At 72.9% G+C, this 16,959-nt stretch carries 16 protein-coding genes and 1 pseudogene; 5 read left to right on the top strand and 12 right to left on the bottom strand.

Translation table 11 applies throughout. The features are described from left to right. Nucleotides 1-7 precede the first annotated feature (7 nt). The 5 genes from AB0J12_RS21590 to AB0J12_RS21570 all read right to left on the bottom strand — a co-directional run bounded on the left by AB0J12_RS21590 (nucleotide 8) and on the right by AB0J12_RS21570 (nucleotide 5,031). Nucleotides 8-1,210, bottom strand: coding sequence for a cytochrome P450 (locus AB0J12_RS21590; protein ID WP_363265945.1), 1,203 nt, complete (start codon nucleotides 1,208-1,210; stop codon nucleotides 8-10). Beyond that, a complete protein-coding gene (locus tag AB0J12_RS21585; RefSeq protein ID WP_363265944.1) occupies nucleotides 1,207-1,959 on the bottom strand; it encodes a tRNA-dependent cyclodipeptide synthase in 753 nt (250 codons plus the stop codon). Before AB0J12_RS21585 ends, AB0J12_RS21590 begins: the two co-directional genes overlap by 4 nt. Before the next feature lie 308 nt (nucleotides 1,960-2,267). Next, nucleotides 2,268-3,008: a cupin gene (locus AB0J12_RS21580; RefSeq protein ID WP_363265943.1), complete on the bottom strand. Its 741-nt coding sequence runs from the start codon at nucleotides 3,006-3,008 to the stop codon at nucleotides 2,268-2,270. Continuing rightward, the gene (locus AB0J12_RS21575) at nucleotides 3,002-3,925 is read right to left on the bottom strand and encodes a PmoA family protein (RefSeq protein ID WP_363265942.1); all 924 of its coding nucleotides are present in this window, start codon (nucleotides 3,923-3,925) and stop codon (nucleotides 3,002-3,004) included. Before AB0J12_RS21575 ends, AB0J12_RS21580 begins: the two co-directional genes overlap by 7 nt. Next, on the bottom strand, nucleotides 3,922-5,031 hold the full coding sequence (locus AB0J12_RS21570; protein WP_363266141.1) for a Gfo/Idh/MocA family oxidoreductase: 1,110 nt from the start codon (nucleotides 5,029-5,031) through the stop codon (nucleotides 3,922-3,924). Before AB0J12_RS21570 ends, AB0J12_RS21575 begins: the two co-directional genes overlap by 4 nt. A 170-nt stretch (nucleotides 5,032-5,201) precedes the next feature. On the opposite strand from AB0J12_RS21570, the gene AB0J12_RS21565 reads away from it, so the two are divergent. Continuing rightward, a complete protein-coding gene (locus AB0J12_RS21565; RefSeq protein WP_363265941.1) occupies nucleotides 5,202-6,317 on the top strand; it encodes a CapA family protein in 1,116 nt (371 codons plus the stop codon). A gap of 17 nt (nucleotides 6,318-6,334) precedes the next feature. Here the strand turns inward: AB0J12_RS21565 and AB0J12_RS21560 are convergent. From AB0J12_RS21560 to htpG, 3 genes and pseudogenes are all read right to left on the bottom strand, one after another. After that, nucleotides 6,335-6,799, bottom strand: a pseudogene (locus AB0J12_RS21560) (SMI1/KNR4 family protein); the annotation flags it as partial. Between the two features lie 206 nt (nucleotides 6,800-7,005). After that, nucleotides 7,006-7,989, bottom strand: coding sequence for a trypsin-like peptidase domain-containing protein (locus tag AB0J12_RS21555; protein WP_363265940.1), 984 nt, complete (start codon nucleotides 7,987-7,989; stop codon nucleotides 7,006-7,008). A gap of 95 nt (nucleotides 7,990-8,084) precedes the next feature. Then, nucleotides 8,085-9,986: a molecular chaperone HtpG gene (htpG, locus tag AB0J12_RS21550; protein ID WP_363265939.1), complete on the bottom strand. Its 1,902-nt coding sequence runs from the start codon at nucleotides 9,984-9,986 to the stop codon at nucleotides 8,085-8,087. Between the two features lie 216 nt (nucleotides 9,987-10,202). On the opposite strand from htpG, the gene AB0J12_RS21545 reads away from it, so the two are divergent. Next, nucleotides 10,203-10,574: a hypothetical protein gene (locus AB0J12_RS21545; RefSeq protein WP_363265938.1), complete on the top strand. Its 372-nt coding sequence runs from the start codon at nucleotides 10,203-10,205 to the stop codon at nucleotides 10,572-10,574. Nucleotides 10,575-10,612: 38 nt separating this feature from the next. Next, complete coding sequence (locus AB0J12_RS21540; protein ID WP_363266140.1) at nucleotides 10,613-11,101, top strand: potassium channel family protein; 489 nt, start codon at nucleotides 10,613-10,615, stop codon at nucleotides 11,099-11,101. A gap of 58 nt (nucleotides 11,102-11,159) precedes the next feature. Here the strand turns inward: AB0J12_RS21540 and AB0J12_RS21535 are convergent, their stop codons facing one another. From AB0J12_RS21535 to AB0J12_RS21525, 3 genes are all read right to left on the bottom strand, one after another. Then, entirely contained in the window at nucleotides 11,160-11,801 is a 642-nt protein-coding gene (locus AB0J12_RS21535; protein ID WP_363265937.1) for a carbonic anhydrase, read from the bottom strand. A 37-nt stretch (nucleotides 11,802-11,838) separates the two neighbouring features. Beyond that, nucleotides 11,839-12,528, bottom strand: coding sequence for a class F sortase (locus AB0J12_RS21530; protein ID WP_363265936.1), 690 nt, complete (start codon nucleotides 12,526-12,528; stop codon nucleotides 11,839-11,841). A 124-nt stretch (nucleotides 12,529-12,652) separates the two neighbouring features. After that, on the bottom strand, nucleotides 12,653-13,174 hold the full coding sequence (locus AB0J12_RS21525; RefSeq protein WP_363265935.1) for a hypothetical protein: 522 nt from the start codon (nucleotides 13,172-13,174) through the stop codon (nucleotides 12,653-12,655). Nucleotides 13,175-13,808: 634 nt separating this feature from the next. Here AB0J12_RS21525 and AB0J12_RS21520 point away from each other — a divergent pair. Both AB0J12_RS21520 and AB0J12_RS21515 read left to right on the top strand, forming a co-directional pair. Next, on the top strand, nucleotides 13,809-14,657 hold the full coding sequence (locus AB0J12_RS21520; protein WP_363265934.1) for an alpha-L-glutamate ligase: 849 nt from the start codon (nucleotides 13,809-13,811) through the stop codon (nucleotides 14,655-14,657). Between the two features lie 130 nt (nucleotides 14,658-14,787). Further along, nucleotides 14,788-15,642, top strand: coding sequence for a ribonuclease BN (locus AB0J12_RS21515; protein WP_363265933.1), 855 nt, complete (start codon nucleotides 14,788-14,790; stop codon nucleotides 15,640-15,642). A gap of 736 nt (nucleotides 15,643-16,378) precedes the next feature. On the opposite strand, the gene AB0J12_RS21510 is transcribed toward AB0J12_RS21515, so the two are convergent. Continuing rightward, nucleotides 16,379-16,867, bottom strand: a complete 489-nt coding sequence (locus AB0J12_RS21510; RefSeq protein WP_363265932.1) for an SRPBCC domain-containing protein — start codon at nucleotides 16,865-16,867, stop codon at nucleotides 16,379-16,381. Nucleotides 16,868-16,959 lie beyond the last annotated feature (92 nt).

The raw sequence follows: 16,959 nt of genomic DNA, 5'->3' as shown, positions 1-16,959 counted from the left end.
GGCGCGGCTACCAGATGACCGGCAGCCGCTCCGGGATGCGCTTCATGAACCCGGTACGCCACACCAGTTGCTCCGCGGGCACGGCGAGCGCGAGCTGTGGCAGGCGTTCGGTGAGCACCTCCAGGGCGACCTCGGCGTGGCGGCGGCCGAGCCCGGTGGCGGGGCAATAGTGCGAACCTCCGCCGAAGGAGAGGTGGTCGGCGGCGTTGAGGCGCTCGACGTCGAAGCGGTGCGGGTCGGGGAAGCGCTCCTCGTCGAAGTTGGCGCCCTCGACGAGCACCAGCACGAGCTCGCCCGCGCGCACCCGCACGTCGCCCAGGGTGACGTCCTCCAGCGCGATCCGGGGCAGCGCGTCCCCGATGGAGAGGTTGACCCGCAGCAGCTCCTCCACGGCCGCTCCAGTCACCTCGGGCCGCTCCCGCAGCAGGGCCCACAGCTCGGGGTGGGTGAGCAGATGGACGAGGGCCATGGTGAGGAAGCCGGAGGTGGAGATGACGCCGGCGCCGAACAGGGTGACGCCGACGGTGGCGAGCATCTCGTCGGTGAGGTGGGCGTAGTTAGGGTCCTCCCGCAGGGTGGACAGTTCCCCCATCAGCCCACCGGTCGCAGGGTCGTTGAGCAGGCCGGTCATCCGGGCGATGTCCCGGTCCCAGTTGACCTTCGCGCCGGTGATCGGGCACGGCGAGTTCATGAAGGCGATGTCGAGGCCGCGCAGGAACGCGGGTGCCTCGCTGGTGGGGATGCCGAGGATGTGGCAGTGCATCCCGGCGGAGTACGGCTCGCAGAACGCGCCGCGCAGATCGGCGGTCGGCCCCTCGGCGACGAGCGTGTCGACGAGGCGGTGCGCCTCGCGCCGTATCCACTCCTCCAGCCCCTCGGCCTTCGGGTTGAGCGCCCTCATCACCGCCCGGCGCAGGCCCGCGCCGGTGATGTTGCCCATGTTGTTCACGACCTCGGGCGGGATCGTCAGGGCGTACTGGCGGGGCATACCCGGGGCGGACGTGTCCTTCAGGGAGAACCGGCCGTCGGTGAGGACCTGCCGGCACAGCCGGTACGACGAGACCAGCCACGCCTCGTCGCCGGCGATGGTGCGCACCCGGGTCACCGGAGCCGCCTCCCGCAGAGCGGCCACCTCGTCGGGCACCCGGGTGCCGTCCCAGGAGAAGGGGAAGTCGAGCAGGGGCGGGGTGTGGACGGTGCTGAGGGTCATGCGGCGGCTCCTTCGACGGCGGCGGGCGCGGGGACGGGGGCGGATCCGGCCGGGTCGGCGTCGGCCGGGGTCACGATGGCGTGGCCCTGGTTGCGGGAGGCGCGCAGTCCGGCGCCACGCGCGTACAGCAGCTCGGCCATGGGGAGCAGCTGGTGGTAGCAGTTGAGCGAGGACGGCACGCCGAGGATGGCCGGGGTGTCGAGGAAGAGCGGGGCCTCCGCGCAGACGTACTCCAGGCACACCGCGCGCTGCCGCTCGCTCGCCGGCTCTCCACGGGCGGTGAGGAAGCGGCTGACGAGCGCGGTGCACACGGCACGGAAGTCGTGGTCGGTGCCGAGCCGGCGGGTGAGGTGCTGGTGCAGGTCGCGGTAGGCGTCGTTGGCCCGGAAGGCCGACATGGGCTGCCAGCGCAGCCGCTTGCCGTCCGGGTCGGCCGCCGTGACCGCGTCCCGCACCTTGGCGCGTACGCCCCTGAGGTTCTTGACGGCCTTGCGGCGGGCGTCGTCGGGGGTGTAGCCGGACGCCTCGTACATGTCGGCCACGTAGAGGTCGGTGTAGACGAAGTCGACGCGTTCGAACCGGTTCAGCCCCCAGCGGGCGAGATCGTGCAGCCGCCCGGCTGAGAAGTAGCTGTTGCCGGGGGACACACCGATGACGGCGTGCGCGCCCTCGTCGTGGATGACCCGGCAGTGCGAGGTGTAGGGCTGGACCTGGAAGACGTCGGCCATCAGCACGGATGCTGTGGTCAAGGGGTGATCCTCCGCCGCGCGCAAGTCCCGGCAGGGCCCTGTGCCCTGGGTGTGGCGACGCGGCGCCCACACACTATGTGCGTCGGCGCGAACACGGGGCGTCACAGATCACTTTGGCCGAAAAGACTCGTAGCAAGACCTCAAATCCCCAGCGGGGGCAGCGACTTCAAGCCATACGGGTGCTCCTGAAGGGGACGTCACCTTCGCGATGACGACGAGAACACACCCCTCGGACCGTCCAATCCGAGCCAGGCGGAGGTGCGGCAGATGAACGACAATTCGACATTTCCCCTACTCTCATGTCGAGTTCACTGATTGTTCATCTGTGGCGGCGCGTACTCGTCGCGGCGGCCGCACATCCCGAAGCCGGCACGCCGGGTGGGCGTGCCGGCGTCCGCGGCCGCCTCGCCGAGGTGGGCGATGTCCCCCGCCTCCAGCGCGTCGAGCTGTGCACCGGTGCGCTCGGCGGCGGCCAGGGCGCCCACGCGCCACAGGGCACGCCAGGCGGGCACCCGCGGGCGTACCAGGCAGGCGGCGGCACGCTGGAAGGCGCGGAACGGGCCGTCGTCCCCGGCGAGCAGGGCCGCGCGGAGCGGCAGGTAGCCCTCCACGGCGAGATCGCGGCGGCGCCGGGCGGCGACCTCCGCCTCGCGACCGGTGCCCGGCGGTAGCGTCGCCGCGGCCGTGTACGCCTCCGGGTCGGCGAGCACCTCGGGCGGAAAGGTGAACACCGCGTCCCCGGCCTCCGGCAGACCGCTGTTCTGCATCAGCACGGTGACGCGCAGATCGTCGCCCTGCACCATGCGGTGGACGGTGCCCGGCGTGAACCAGGCGAGGGAGCCCGCCTCGAGGGGGATGTCCCGGCAGCCGTCCGGACCGAGGGTCTGCACCGCGCCCCGGCCACCCGTGACCACGTACGCCTCCGTGCACACGAGATGCAGATGAGGGCTGCCGCCGCGGACACCGTCGGCGGCCTGCCAGTCGTACGGGCTCAGATGGGACAGTCCGACGGCGCCCGGCAGCGGGTGCGCGCCCGAGGGCGTCACCACGGCAGTCCCCTCAGATGCGCGGCGACCCGTTCGCGGCCCCAGGCGCCGTCGGCGATCACCATCCGGTAGCGGTAGCCGAAGGTCTCCCCCGGCGCGAGCGCGAACTCCTCGAAGAAAGCCCAGGAGAACGCGACCGTCGGGATGGGGTCGCTGCGCACGAACCAGTGGGAGGCGTGGATCGCGCACGCCTCGTCGAGGTTCTCCGGGGCGTGCGCGAAGACGAGCGTGGAGTGTCCGTCCACCTCGTCGTGCTCGGCGGTGAAGGCCAGCCACGGGCCCTGACTGCCCATCAGCTCCTCAGCGCCCTCCCCGTCCGGGGCGAAGACCTGGCCGCCGGTGAAGTCGCGGGGCCCGCGCCACTGCAGGCCGGTGTAGCCCGCCATCTCACGCCCCGCGGTGGTCGGGGAGCCGAACACCAGTGGGCGGCCACGCACGTTGGTGAGCCGGATCGACCAGTCCAGCGCCCAGGCGCCGGCCGCCTCGTCCACGGCGTGCACGGTGATGCCGCGCTCCTCGCGCGCCCACTCCTCGCCGCCATGGGCGACCCAGGTCAACGCCTCGGTGAAGGCGAGGCGTTCCTCCTCGGCCGTGAAGGAGGGGAAACCGTCGTGGCGCAGGGCGCCGACCCGCTCGGGCAGTGCCAGGTATCCCCGGCCATGGACGTAGGAGTTGCCGCCCCAGAAGTTCTGTCCGGACAGGTGACTGGCCGTCATCTGCAGGCCCTTGTGCCAGCGGTGGTCGCTCGGCCGGTACCCGGTCACCGTGTGTCCGGCCAGGGTCCGCAGCGGGTGGGCGTACGGCTTGCGGGACTCGAAGGGCTCCGGGTCGGGCCGGTAGACGTAGCGCAGGATCTCGACGCCGTCTGCGGCCTCGACCGTGAGGTGCTCGCCGTGGACGTGGTGGACGCGGATGCTCACGCGGTCTCCTTCGGGGCCCAGTCGGGGTGGTCGCCGTGCAGGGCCGCGTAGTACGGGTCGCCGGGGCCGATCTCTCCGGCCCGCACCGGCCGGGCCGTGAACGCCGCCTTGTACAGGGCGGCGGCGAACTCCAGCGTGGCGCGCGCCTCCATGCCGCTGCCGGGCGGCCGTACGCCCCGGTCGCAGGCGTCGAGGAAGGTGCCGAGCTGTGCGGTGTGCGAGCTGGGCACGTCGGCGGCCGGGCCGCGCCAGGCGGCGGCACGCTCGGGGTTGACATGCGGGGCGGGGATGTAGGCCCAGTCGTCGTTGCCGTGGCCGTAGAGGTGGGTCAGCTCCACGGTCGCGTCGGCGCAGTCGATCCGGATGCGGCTCGTCTCGGCGGGCGACAGGACGCTGTTGACGACGGTGGCGAGCGCGCCGGAGCGGAAGCGGACCAGGGCGGTGGAGACGTCCTCGCTCTCGGTGTCGTGCGCCAGCCGGGCCGCCATCGCCCGCACCTCCTCCCACGGTCCGAGCAGGTGCAGCAGCAGGTCGTACTGGTGGATGCCGTGTCCCATGGTCGGCCCGCCGCCCTCGCCGGCCCAGCGCCCGCGCCAGGGCACCGCGTAGTAGGCGGCATCCCGGTACCAGGTCGTCTGGCAGTGCGCGACGCGGGGAGCACCCAGCTCGCCGCTCGCGATCAGCTCGCGGGCGTGCACCGCGCCGGAGCCGTAACGGTGCTGGAAGACGACGGAGGCGTATGCGCCGGACACCTGTTCGGCGGCGGCGATGTCGTCGTACTCCGCGAGCGACAGGCACAGCGGCTTCTCGCACAGCACCCAGGCGCCCGCCTTGAGCGCGGCGGTCGTCTGCTCGCGGTGCAGCGCCGGCGGCGTCCCGACGAGCACCAGGTCGGGGCGTACGGCGTCCAGCATGGCGCCGGTCGAGGTGTACCCGGCGACCTGCTCTCCCGCGAGTTCCCGGAAGGCGTCCAGCCGGCCCCGGTCCACGTCGACGGCGGCGACCAGCTCCACCCGGTCGGCGTGGGCCGCCAGCGCGGGCAGATGACCGCCGGTGACGATGGCCCCGGTGCCGATGACGGCGACGCGGCGGCGGGCGGGTGGCAGGGGCCTGCGGCGCTCCTCGGAGGCTCGGCGACCGGGTGTCGGACAGTGTCCGAGGGAGCTTAGAAACCGCTTACCCCCCGAGGGGAGACCCTAGGGTCCCGGGGTGGGGGCGACAACCCCGCGGGGCGACATTCGCGTACGCAACAGGCTGCCGGCCGTACGGTGGAGGCATGGGCGGCGGCACGCTGACGCTGTTCCTGTGCGGCGATGTGATGCTCGGGCGCGGCGTCGACCAGATCCTGGCGCACCCGGGCGATCCGGCGCTGCGGGAGGAGTACGTCCATGACGCGCGCGCCTACGTCCGGCTGGCGGAGTCGGCGGGCGGTCCGGTGCCGGTCCCGGTTCCGCCGTCCTGGCCGTGGGGCGACGCCCTGGCCGCGCTGGACGCCGAGGCCCCGGACGTGCGGATCGTGAACCTGGAGACGTCGGTGACCCGCGGCGGCGCCTTCGCGCCCGGCAAGGCGGTGCACTACCGGATGCACCCGGCCAACGTGCCCGCCCTGCTGATGATCCGCCCCGACGTGTGCGTGCTGGCCAACAACCATGTGCTGGACTTCGGCCGCCCCGGCCTCGCCGAGACCCTCGCCGCGCTGGCCGGGGCCGGTCTGCGCAGCGCGGGCGCCGGTCCGGACGCCGACGCGGCCCAGGCTCCCGCCGTGGTGCCGGCCGACGGCGGGCGGGTCCTGGTGTTCGCGATCGGGACGAGGTGCAGCGGCGTCCCGGCCGACTGGGCGGCCGGACCGGACCGCTCCGGCGTCGCCTGCCTGCCCGCCCTGACCCCCGCCACGGCCGACGCCGTCGTGGACCGGGTACGGCGGGTGAAGCGCCCCGGCGATCTCGCGGTGGTGTCGGTGCACTGGGGTTCCAACTGGGGCTACCGCGTGCCGGCTTCCCAGGTCCGCTTCGCGCACGCCCTCGTCGACGGCGGAGTGGACGTGGTCCACGGCCACTCCTCGCACCACCCCCGGCCGATCGAGGTGTACCGGGGGCGGCTGATCCTGCACGGCTGCGGCGACTTCGTCGACGACTACGAGGGCATCACCGGCTACGAGCGGTACCGCGACGACCTGCGCCTGGCGTTCCTGGCCACCGTCGACCGGGACACGGGGGCCTTGGCCCGGCTGCGCATGCTGCCGCTGCGTTCCCGCCGGATGCGGCTGGAGCGGGCGCCGCGGGAGGACCGGGAGTGGCTGCGGGCGGTACTGGACCGGATCAGCGAGGGGGTGCGGATCGGGCTCGGCGACGACGGGGTGCTGGTGGGGCGGGTGGCCGACACCGGGCCGTGAACGCTCCGGCCGCTCACCGGTACGGCCCCGGCATCGGTGACGTGCCAGATGTGTCCCCGGTGGGGGCCGGTGACGACGAGGTGCCAGTACATCCCGCACCCGTCGGTCCCGAGCACCACCGACCCGTGGCGGTACACCGCCGCAATGCGCGCCTCGGCCTCCTCGGGCGCATCCGGATCGTCCTCCCACAGCCACGGCTCGGTCAGCGGGAAGGGCTTGCCGAGGTCGCGCTCGCCCGCGTCGTCGCCCCAGTCGCGGGGCAGCTCCCCCAGCGCCGTCAGACCGCAGTCGGGCGGGCCGAGGTACGAGCCGTCGGTCACGTCGGCCACGAAGGTCCGATACGGCTCGGGCAGGACGATGCCGCGCCGCGCCTCGAAGGCCCGCACGCCGTCCCAGCCGAGCGCGGACGCCCCGTCGTCATCGGCCCCGAACGCCGCACGCAGCTCGGCGATGTCCTGTGTGGTCGCGTGATCGTCTCGCATGCCGTCAGAGGTACGAGACGACCGCACCGACAGCGGCACCACCCGCCCGACGGACCGGCTCGGCGGCGCACCCGCCCGACGGACCAGCTCGGCGGCGCACCCGCCCGACGGACCAGCTCGGCGGCACCACCCGCCCGACGGACCAGCTCGGCGGCGCACCCGCCCGACGGTCCGGCTCAGCGGCATTCCCCGCTCGACGGTCCGGCTCAGTCCTCCGCGACCAGTTCGGCGGGCGTGGCGATCACGTCGACCAGGGCGTCGCCGCGCAGCGCCGTCAGGGCGAGGGGGCGGCCGATGGCGTCCTCCAGCATCCGGCGTTGCAGGGCCTGGGCGCTGTCCACTGGATCACCGTCGGCGGTGAGCAGCAGGTCGCCGCTGCGCAGTCCGGCCCGGGCGGCCGGGGAGGCGGGCACGACCTCCGCGATGCGCAGCCCGGTACGCCGTCCGGTCCGCTCGCGCAGCGGCGGGGGCAGCGGGGCCGGGGTCCCGGCGATGCCCAGGTAGGCGCGGCGCACGCGGCCCGCGGAGAGCAGGGCGGAGATGATCTTCCGGCTGGTGCCGTTGACCGGGATGGCGAGGCCGAGTCCGATGTCGGCGATCGCGGTGTTGATGCCGACGACCGCCCCGTCCGCCGTGGCGAGCGCGCCGCCGGAGCTGCCGGGATGGAGGGTGGCGTCGGTCTGGACGACATCGTCGACGACCCGGGTGGCGACGCCCGCGCTGGTCGGCAGGGACCGGCCGAGGCCGCTCACCACGCCGGCGGTGACGCTGCCGGCCAGACCGAGCGGGTTGCCGACGGCGACGACGAGCTGCCCGACCCGCAGCGTGTCGGCCTCGCCGAGCCGCACCGGCGGCGGGGTCGGCCCGTCGGCCCGGACCACGGCGAGGTCGGACAGCGGGTCGGCACCGATGACGTGGAACGGCACGGTCGTGCCGTCGGCGAAGGAGGCCGTACCGGCGTCGGAGCGGCCCACGACATGTGCGTTGGTCAGCAGGAACCCGTCGTCGGTGAAGACGACGGCGGAGCCGGTGCCCCGCACGAACCGGCCACGGGTCCACCGGTGCGCGACGGTCACCGCCGCCACCTTCGGCGTCAGCTCGGCGGCCACCGAGGTGACGATCCGCGAATACGCGTCGAGCGCGGCCTGCTCCTCGCCGGAACGGCCGGGCTCGAAGAGAGTCCCGTCCACGGGGCGCCCCTTCCACTCGCCCGGTGTTGATTACATGATTACACCGGGCGGCCGGAAGGGGAACGCCCCGCGTGGCGGGACCGGAACACCGTGCGCTACAGCGACCGCTCCAGCCGCTCCGCGACCAGCTTCACGAAGCGGGCCGGGTCCTTCGGCTGGCCGCCCTCGGCCAGGACCGCCAGGCTGTGCAGCAGCTCGGTGGTCTCGGTGAGCGGGGTGCGGTCCGCCGGCTCCTCCTGGAAGGCCCGGTTCAGGCCCTGGACCAGCGGGTGGCCGGGGTTGAGTTCCAGGATCCGCTTGCTGCGGGGCACCTCCTGGCCCATCGCCCGGTACATGTTCTCCAGCGCCGGGGTCAGATCGTCGGCGTCGGAGACCACACAGGCCGGGGAGACGGTGAGCCGGGAGGACAGGCGGACGTCCTTGACGTCCTCGGCCAGCTGCTCCTTCATCCAGCCGAGCAGATCGGCGTAGCTCTCGGCCTGCTTCTCCTTGTCGCCGTCGGTCTGATTCTCCTCCTCGCCGTCGAGGTCGATCTCGCCCTTGGCGACCGAGCGCAGCCGCTTGCCCTCGAAGGTGCCCACGGTGTCGGCCCACACCTCGTCGACCGGATCGGTGAGCAGCAGCACCTCGATGCCCTTGGCGCGGAAGGCCTCCATGTGCGGGGAGTTCTCCACGGCCTGCCGGCTCTCGCCGGTGAGGTACCAGATGTCCTCCTGGCCGTCCTTCATCCGCTCCACGTACGCCGCGAGGGTCGTCTGCTCCTCGGCGCTGTGGGTCGAGGAGAACGAGGCGACGGCGAGGATCGAGTCGCGGTTCTCCGCGTCGGTGACCAGGCCCTCCTTCAGCACGGCGCCGAACTCCCGCCAGAAGTCGGCGTAGTGCTCGGCGTTCTTCTCGCGCATCTCCTTGACGGTGGCGAGGACCTTCTTCGTCAGCCGGTTGCGCATCGCGCGGATGTGCCGGTCCTGCTGGAGGATCTCGCGGGAGACGTTGAGGGAGAGGTCCTGCGCGTCGACGACGCCCTTGACGAAGCGCAGGTAGGGCGGCAGCAGCTCCTCGCAGTCGTCCATGATGAACACCCGCTTGACGTACAGCTGCAGGCCGCGCCTGGGGTTCTGGGTGAACAGGTCGTGCGGGGCGTGGGCGGGAACGAAGAGAAGCGCCTGGTACTCGAAGGTGCCCTCGGCCTGGAGCCGGATCGTCTCCAGCGGATCGCGCCAGTCGTGGCTGATGTGCTTGTACAGCTCGTGGTACTCGTCGTCGGACACCTCCTCGCGCGAACGCGCCCACAGCGCCTTCATCGAGTTCAGCGTCTCGGGCTCGGGCGTGTCGCCGCCGTCGCCCTGGGGCTGGACGAGCCTGACGGGCCAGGTGATGAAGTCCGAGTACCGCTTGACGATCTCCCGGATCTTCCACTCGGACGTGTAGTCGTGCAGCTGGTTCTCGGGGTCGGCGGGCTTCAGGTGCAGCGTGACGGCGGTGCCCTGCGGGGCGTCGTCGACGCGCTCCAGGGTGTACGTGCCCTCGCCGCGCGACGACCAGCGGGTGCCGTGGCTCTCGCCGGCCCGCCGGGTGAGCAGGGTCATCTCGTCGGCCACCATGAAGCCGGAGTAGAAGCCGACGCCGAACTGGCCGATGAGGCCTTCCGCGCCGCCCTCCTCCTCGGCCTCCTTCAGCTCCTTGAGGAACTGGGCGGTGCCGGAGTTGGCGATCGTGCCGATGAGCCGCCCGACCTCGTCGTAGGACATGCCGATGCCGTTGTCCCGCACGGTGAGCGTACGGGCGTCCTTGTCCACCTCCAGCTCGATGTGCGGGTCGGACACATCCGCGTCGAGCGTGTCGTCCCGCAGCTTGGCGAGGCGCAGCTTGTCCAGCGCGTCGGAGGCGTTGGAGACGAGCTCCCGCAGGAAAACGTCCTTGTTCGAGTAGACCGAGTGGATCATCAACCGGAGCAGCTGACGGGCCTCGACTTGGAACTCAAACGTTTCGGTCGCCATGGTTCGCGATTACCTCACTGATGGCTTTGGCTTCGGTCACCTTCGGTGGCCGTGACTGGTGCTGTCACTTTAAAACACCTGGTCAGGCCGGGAGGGTGACTTTCGGACGCGGGCGGCTCATCCGCCGCCGTCCCGGCGTGCGCGGGAGGCGGGGCGATCGTCTACTGAAGCCCACCCGACGCGTCGCAGCCCGGCCCACCCGACGGAGGCGCCCGCGTGCCCACCCAATGGACTTCCCACGACGGCCCGCCCCAGGACGGCACCGGACCTCCGGCCCCGGACGGCGGCGCTCCGCCGCGCCCCGTGCCGCTCAGCCGTCCCCACCTACGGCTCCTGCTGCTGTCGGTGCTGCTCGGGGTGCCCATCGCGCTCGCCGCGTTCTTCTTGGCGGTGGGTTCCGCGCTCGCCCTGCGCGCCGTACGCCGCAGCGCGGACCGGCGGACTACGGCGGCGGTGGCCACCGCCGGTTCCACGGCGGCCATCTCCCCCATCCTCGGCGGGCCGCTCCCCGCCGCCGGCGGTGCCGGGGAGGCCGAGGAAACGAGGGGTGCCAGGGAGGCACGGGAGACCGAGGGTGGCGGCCGGTGAGCGGTGACCCGTCCGCGCCCGCATCCCCGTCGGCGCGCCTGTGGCTCGGTGCGGGCGCCTGTGAGATCGCCCTGCTGCTGGGCTACTTCCTGCTGCCGCTGCACCGTCTGGGCCCGCAGCGCTCCGCCCTCGCAGTGGTGCTGCTGGTCGGCGCCCTGGGCGTGCTCGCCCTGCTGATACTCCGGCAGATCCACGCCGTGCTGCTGGAACGGCCCGGGGCGCACCCCGGCATCGTCATTCCGCTGCTGATGTGTTCGTCGGTGCTGGTCTTCTCCGCGGCCTACTTCGTCCTGGCGCACTACCCCGGCGAGATCACCGGTCTGGCCACCCGCGTCGACGCCCTGTACTTCACACTGGTCACCCTCGCCACCGTCGGCTACGGGGACATCACCCCGATCGGGCAGGCGGCACGGGTGGTGACCATGCTGCAGATCCTCTACAACTTCGTGTTCCTGACGGCGGCGGCGACGGCGCTGACAAGCCGCATCCGCAGCAGGATCGGCACCCGTGGCCGCCGGTACCGCTGAGCCCTCGAACGAAACGGCCGGCCCCGCTCCAGCGGGACCGGCCGGGTCGTACCTCTGTTCAGGAGCGGACGGATTCCGTGACGTCGATGCCGCGCGAGGCGACGATCCGGGCGCTGCCGTCGACCAGCCGGTAGCACAGGCCGACCACGGCGGCCTTGCCCGCCTCGACGCGCTCGGCGAGGTCGCGCGACCGCTCGAGCAGCAGGTCCACGGTGCGCTTTATGTGCTCGTCCAGAGCCGCCTCCACGCTGGAGTCCCCGGCCGCGCGGGCGGCGAACACGCTGGGCGTGACGCGCTCGACGATGTCGCGGACGTAGCCGCCGGGCGTCTGCCCGTTCTCCAGTGCGGAGCAGGCCGCGCTGACGGCGCCGCAGGAGTCGTGGCCGAGGACGATGACCAGCGGGGCGTCGAGGACGCTCACGCCGAACTCGATGGAGCCGAGCACCTCCGGACCCACCACGTGGCCCGCGGTGCGGACCACGAACAGGTCGCCGAGTCCACGGTCGAAGATGATCTCCGCGGCCAGACGGGAGTCCGAGCAGCCGAAGAGGACGGCGAACGGCTTCTGGGACGGCGCGATCTCGGTGCGGCGCGCGGCGTCCTGGTTGGGGTGCTGGGGGGCACCGGAGACGAATCGCTGGTTGCCGTCGAGGAGCAGGTCGAACGCCTCGCGGGCGGAGAGGGTCGGCGCATCAGTCATGGCCACAGATTACTGGGTGGTCGTGAGCCACGCCGGGTCAGGCCAGGTGGCCGAAAACGACGAGGTTCTGGGTGTAGTCCCCGGCGGATCGGTCGTAGCTGCCGGCGCAGGTGATCAGACGGACCTCGGCCTGCGGTGTGTCGGCGTAGACGCGGTCGCTCGGGAATTCGTCCTTGTCGAAGGTCTTGGCGCTGTCGACGACGAAGGCCGCCCGGCGTCCGTCGGCGCGGTCGACGTAGATCAGGTCGCCCTTCTGCAGTTCGTACAGACGGGCGAAGACGGCCGCGGAGGTCTTGGTGTCGACGTGCCCGGCGATGACCGACGTGCCCGGCTCACCGGGCGAGGGCCCCTTCGCGTACCAGCCGACGAGGTTGGTGTCGTCGGCCGGGGGCGGCTGGAGCCGGCCGCTCGTGTCGAGGGCGAGGTCGGTGAAGGGCGCGTCGACGGCGATCGCGGGGATCAGCAGGCGGGTCGGCCGGGAGCGCGGCAGATGGCGGTCCGTGTCGGCCGGGCCGGTGTCGGCCTGGGTGGACGGCGCCGTGGCGGCGACGGCCGGCGCGGCGTGCGGCCGGGGGCCGGCGCCGGGGGCGGAGGTGTCGTGGTTGCCGGCGAGACCGACGGCGGCGACGAGGGCCACGGCGGCCCAGAAGAGTGTCGCGAGGGTGCGCGGTCCGCGTTTGGGCGGCTGCGCATCTGTCTCGGGGGAGGACGGGGAGGTTGCTGCCATCGGAACACCACCTCATTCGGGCACGGCAGCGGCGAGGACCGGGGGATCGAGCGGCGGGGCCGCCGCCGGCTGGATGCGCGTGCGGCGGCCCGTGGAGCTATGTCGGCTATGTCGTCGGGCATGGTCAGGCCACGCTTCCGGCGGCCTTCTTGCGGCGCAGCAGGTACAGGCCGGTGCCGGCCACCGCGACCGCGGCGAGCCCGCCGGCCGTGACGCCCTGCGTGGCGAGCGCGCCGCCGCCGGTGTGCATACCGCCGTGCGGCTTCTTCTCTTCACCGCCGCTCCCGGAACCGCTGTCCTGGCCGCCGCCCCAGCTGTCGTTGCCGGGGGTCTTGCCGCCCCAGTCGGAGCCGCCGTTGTCCTTCTTGTACGTCTCCGGGTCCTGCTTGGGGTCGCGGGGGCTGCTGCTGCCCCAGTCGTCGTTGGAGAGCAGGGTCAGCGCTCCGCCGCCCGTGTGCATTCCGCCCTGCGGCTTGCCGTGGCTGCTGTCCTTGTCGTGTTCCTTGCCATAGGAATTGTCGTGCTCCTTGCTGTAGGAGGAGTCGTCGTGGTCCCAGCCACCGGACCCCTCGGCATAGGCGGGTGCGGCGATGGCGAGAGCCGCGGTGGCCGTCGCGGTGGCGAGCAGGATGCGGGCAGAACGCATTCGACAGTCCTTCCGTCACGGCCGGGCAGCCGACGCCTTGTCAGCTGGAGAGACCCGGCCCTGGCGTGATCCACCGTCAGTCATGACCGGCCGGCGCACCATTCGGGGCGCTCACACGGGTTACGACCCCACCCCTACGGCGGCATCCGGCCCTCGCGCGGGCCTTCCGCACGCCGGTCCTGGCGCGTGGGCTGGGTGAGGGCGCGGGCCGGGCGGCTGTCAAGGAGGCTGCCGGGCGGACGGCGGCGCGGACGGTGCAGTGGCGGCAGCGGGACCGCCTGGTGTGCGCCCTGGCAGGGGCCGCGACGGGGCGCCTACGGTGTGACGCCCCCGGTCACCGGCTCCCGCCCCGGTCGCCGTGCGCATCCGCCGTCGTGACGTGGGCGGTGCGAGGGGCGCCGGCGATCGCCCATGTGAACGGCACACCATCCCGTAGCCCGCCCGGGCCGCGACGCCGTGCGGGCACGGCTGCCCTGGGCCCGTCGTATGCCGCTGGAGGCCGCTGTGTCCCGACCCTGTGTCGCCCTGATCGCCGACCCCACGTCGCCCGAGGGCTGCCAGGAGTACCTCGCCCGGGCCGTCGAGCTGCTGACCGGCGCTCCCCCGCTGCGGCTGGACCTCCCGGTACTTCACGGTGGGCGGCGCCGGCCGCGCCGTACCGGAGGACGGGCGGTTACGGCTGCGGATGCCGGACGAGGGCGTGAACGTGGTGCCGGACGTGGTCGTGCTGTACGAGATCCCTCCCCACCGGCGGCATGAACTCGCCGCATTCCAGCGGGTGTTGGCACGGTCCGGGGTGGCGCCGCTGGTGGGCACCCCGGAGGCGTGGCGGGCGGCGACGCAGAAGGACCGCACGATCGCGTGTTTCGCGCGGGACGGGGTGGCCCACATGGAGAGCTTGGTGCTGTCCAGGCCGTCCCCGCAGGAGGCCGCGGCCGCCTTCGACAAGCTGGGGCGGGACGTGTGGGCCCGGCCGGTGGTCGGCACCGGCGGCAACGACACCTTTCACGTCACCGGCCCCGGGCAGCTGGAGCGGGCGGCGGATTTCTACGCCGAGCGGGGCACGGACTGGCTGCTCTCGCGGGACGCGGGGAACTTCACGGCCGACGGGCGGCGCCATCAGTTCCGGGTCTTCGGGCTGCACGGCCGTGTCGTGCACGCCCGGGAGCATCTGCAGCCGGCGCTGGACACACCGGGCAACACGTGTCAGGGCGCCACGCCCGTGCCGATCGCGCCGGCGGACCTGCCGCCGCGGCCGGCCGAGCTGGCCGTCGCGGCGACCGCGTCGGTCGGGCTGCCGTTCGCCGGGGTGGACCTGGCCGTGGAGCAGGGCGGGGCCGTCTTCGAGGTCAACGTCCAGCCGGCCTTCGTCGACGGGGAACTGCCGACGGTGGCGGTGCCGTATGTGCGGGCGCATCTGGACGCCGTCCTCGGACCGCGTCCGGGCGGGCGGGCGCCGGCGGGGGCGGCGTCCGAGGGGTGAGGCAGGGGCGGGGCGTGCGGGCGCCGGGATCATCCGATCGGCCTTCCTTCGGCGACTGGCCCGGCCGGGCAGGGCAAGTAGGCTGAGGTGAACGCTGTGTGTGCGTCGCGAGCCGACGGAAGAGCACCCCGTGAACAGAAGTCTGCGCGTGCTCCACCAGGGAGTGAGCTGGGTCAAAGACCACCACCTCCTGCGGCGCGGCAGGGAACTGGAGCTGATGCACCGGGCCATGGGGTTCGCCACCCTGGCCCTGGTGACGCTGGCCCCGCTGCTGATCGTGGTGGCCGCGGCGGATCCGCTGCAGCGTGGGGGCTTCTCCTCGTGGCTCGCGGACGGCATGGGGCTGTCCGGCCGCTCCGCGAAGATCCTCACCGACATCAGCAGTCCGTCGAGCAACGTGGTCAACACCACCAGCGTGTGGGGTGGTATCGCACTGGCCGTGTTCGGTGTGTCCTTCGCGGGCAGCGTGCAGAACGGCTACGAACGGATCTGGAACCTGCCGCCCGGGCCCTGGCACAAGATCTGGCGGCAGGCGGCATGGCTGGCGGTCCTCACGGTGTATCTGTACCAGGAGGCACAGACCCGGGCGGCCCTGAGCGGGCCGGAACGGATCGTCCTGTCCTCGGCGACGGGCATCGTGTTCTTCTGGTGGGGCCAGTACTTCCTGCTCGGCGGTCAGGTGCGCTGGCTGCACCTGCTGCCGGGTTCGGTCGCCACGATGGTGGGCCTGGTCGGGCTCAGAGGTTTCTCCTACGTGGTCTTCACGCCCCTCATCGTCGACAACGCGGTCAGCTACGGCACGGTCGGCATCGTCCTGGTCGTCGAGTCCTGGCTGATCGGAGTGGGCTTCGTCGTCTACGGCGGCTCGATGTTCGGCCACTGGCTGTACGCACACCACCTGTGGAACCACCCCCCGGAAGCCGAGCTCCGCCCCCCGACCCCCCAACCACCGGGCCCGGACCCCGGCCCACCACGCCGGCGGTGAGGGGGCGGACGACGGCACGCGGGATCGGGGATGGCGGTGGGGGGTGGGGGTGGGTTGAGGAGGAGGGTCGGGGGCCGGCCCAGGGGCGAAGCTGAGGCGGCGAGCCGGGCGGCCAAGGGCCCGTGGGCGGCCAAAGGCCGGAACTGAGGCCGCGGACCGGAGCAGAGGCCGCAGGCCAGGGCGGCCAAGAGCCGGGGCGGCCGAGGGCGGAGTCGAGACCGCAGGCCGGGGCTACGGCCACGGGCTACCGGCCGTTGGGGTGGGGTCAAGTGCCGCCGCGGCCGGGTAAAGCCGAGCCGGACCGGAGACCAGAAGCCTGCGGCCGGGCCGAAGGCAGCAGCACGGCGCCGGCCGTTGTGCCGGAGGCCCGAGGCCGGGGCCGGGCCGGAGGCCACAGCGGGGCCCGGGCCGGATCCCGGACCCGTGGTGGGGCCGGAGGCCGGAGACCCGAGCCGAAGCCCGAGCCGGAGGCCGAAGTCCCCGAGCCGAAGCCCGAGCCGGAGGCCGAAGTCCCGAGCCGAAGCCCGAGCCGGAGGCCGGAGACCCGAGCCGAGGGCTGAAGGCACGAGCCGGAGGCCGGAGCTGGGGGCCGGAGACCCGCGCCAGGGCCGAAGGCCACTGGTCCGCGGCCGGGCCGGAGGCCACAGCACGCGCCGGAGGCCAGAGCACAGCGGCCACAGCCGGGCCGGTGGGCGAGGCGGGTCGTGGGCACGGGAGCCGTGGCGCAGTCGGGGGTTCAGGTCGAGGTGAGGAGGGCGTCGATCTGCGACACCGCCTGCCGCAGGCCCTCGTCCATGCCCATCTTCAGCAGCTGCTCCATCTGCTCGCGCGAGTCGAACGTGGAGCGCATCTCCATGCGCGCGCCGTCTCCGTGCGCGGTGAGCCGTACCCGTACCGACATGGTCGGCATGTCGGCGGCCGGGTTGCCCTCCTGGTCGGCGAAGCCGTCCGTGAACTCCAGCAGGTCCGGCGGGGTGACGGTGGTGACGCGCCACCAGCCGCGATGCGTGTCGCCCTCGGGCCCGGTCATGAAGTACGTGACGCCCCCGCCCGGCGTCAGGTCGTACTCCTCCACGGTCGCCGGGTAGGTGGGCGGCCCCCACCACCGCTCCAGCTGCCGCGGGTCGGCCCACAGCTGCCAGACCCGCTCGACGCTCGCGGCGAAGTCGGCGGTCAGGGTGAGGGTCAGGTTGTCCAGGTCCTTGTCCACGCTCGTGACACTCATCGGTCTCGTCCTTCCGTGTCGAGTGCCCTGTTCTCCTCCGCCGCGCCGGAGTCCTGCGCGAGCAGCCAGCGTACCGACCTGGTCTTCGACGG

Origin of the sequence: Streptomyces sp. NPDC049915 (assembly GCF_040656475.1) — a bacterium.
Classification (GTDB): Bacteria; Actinomycetota; Actinomycetes; order Streptomycetales; family Streptomycetaceae; genus Streptomyces.
Note: the sequence above shows the minus strand (reverse complement) of the source record. Positions and strands in the feature narration are given on the sequence as shown.

Bases quoted from the DNA above. Each gene is read 5' to 3' on its own strand.
- AB0J12_RS21590 (WP_363265945.1), bottom strand. From the start codon at position 1,210: ATGACCCTCAGCACCGTCCACACCCCGCCCCTGCTCGACTTCCCCTTC.
- AB0J12_RS21565 (WP_363265941.1), top strand. From the start codon at position 5,202: ATGGGCGGCGGCACGCTGACGCTGTTCCTGTGCGGCGATGTGATGCTC.
- htpG (WP_363265939.1), bottom strand. From the start codon at position 9,986: ATGGCGACCGAAACGTTTGAGTTCCAAGTCGAGGCCCGTCAGCTGCTC.
- AB0J12_RS21535 (WP_363265937.1), bottom strand. From the start codon at position 11,801: ATGACTGATGCGCCGACCCTCTCCGCCCGCGAGGCGTTCGACCTGCTC.
- AB0J12_RS21530 (WP_363265936.1), bottom strand. From the start codon at position 12,528: ATGGCAGCAACCTCCCCGTCCTCCCCCGAGACAGATGCGCAGCCGCCC.
- AB0J12_RS21525 (WP_363265935.1), bottom strand. From the start codon at position 13,174: ATGCGTTCTGCCCGCATCCTGCTCGCCACCGCGACGGCCACCGCGGCT.
- AB0J12_RS21510 (WP_363265932.1), bottom strand. From the start codon at position 16,867: ATGAGTGTCACGAGCGTGGACAAGGACCTGGACAACCTGACCCTCACC.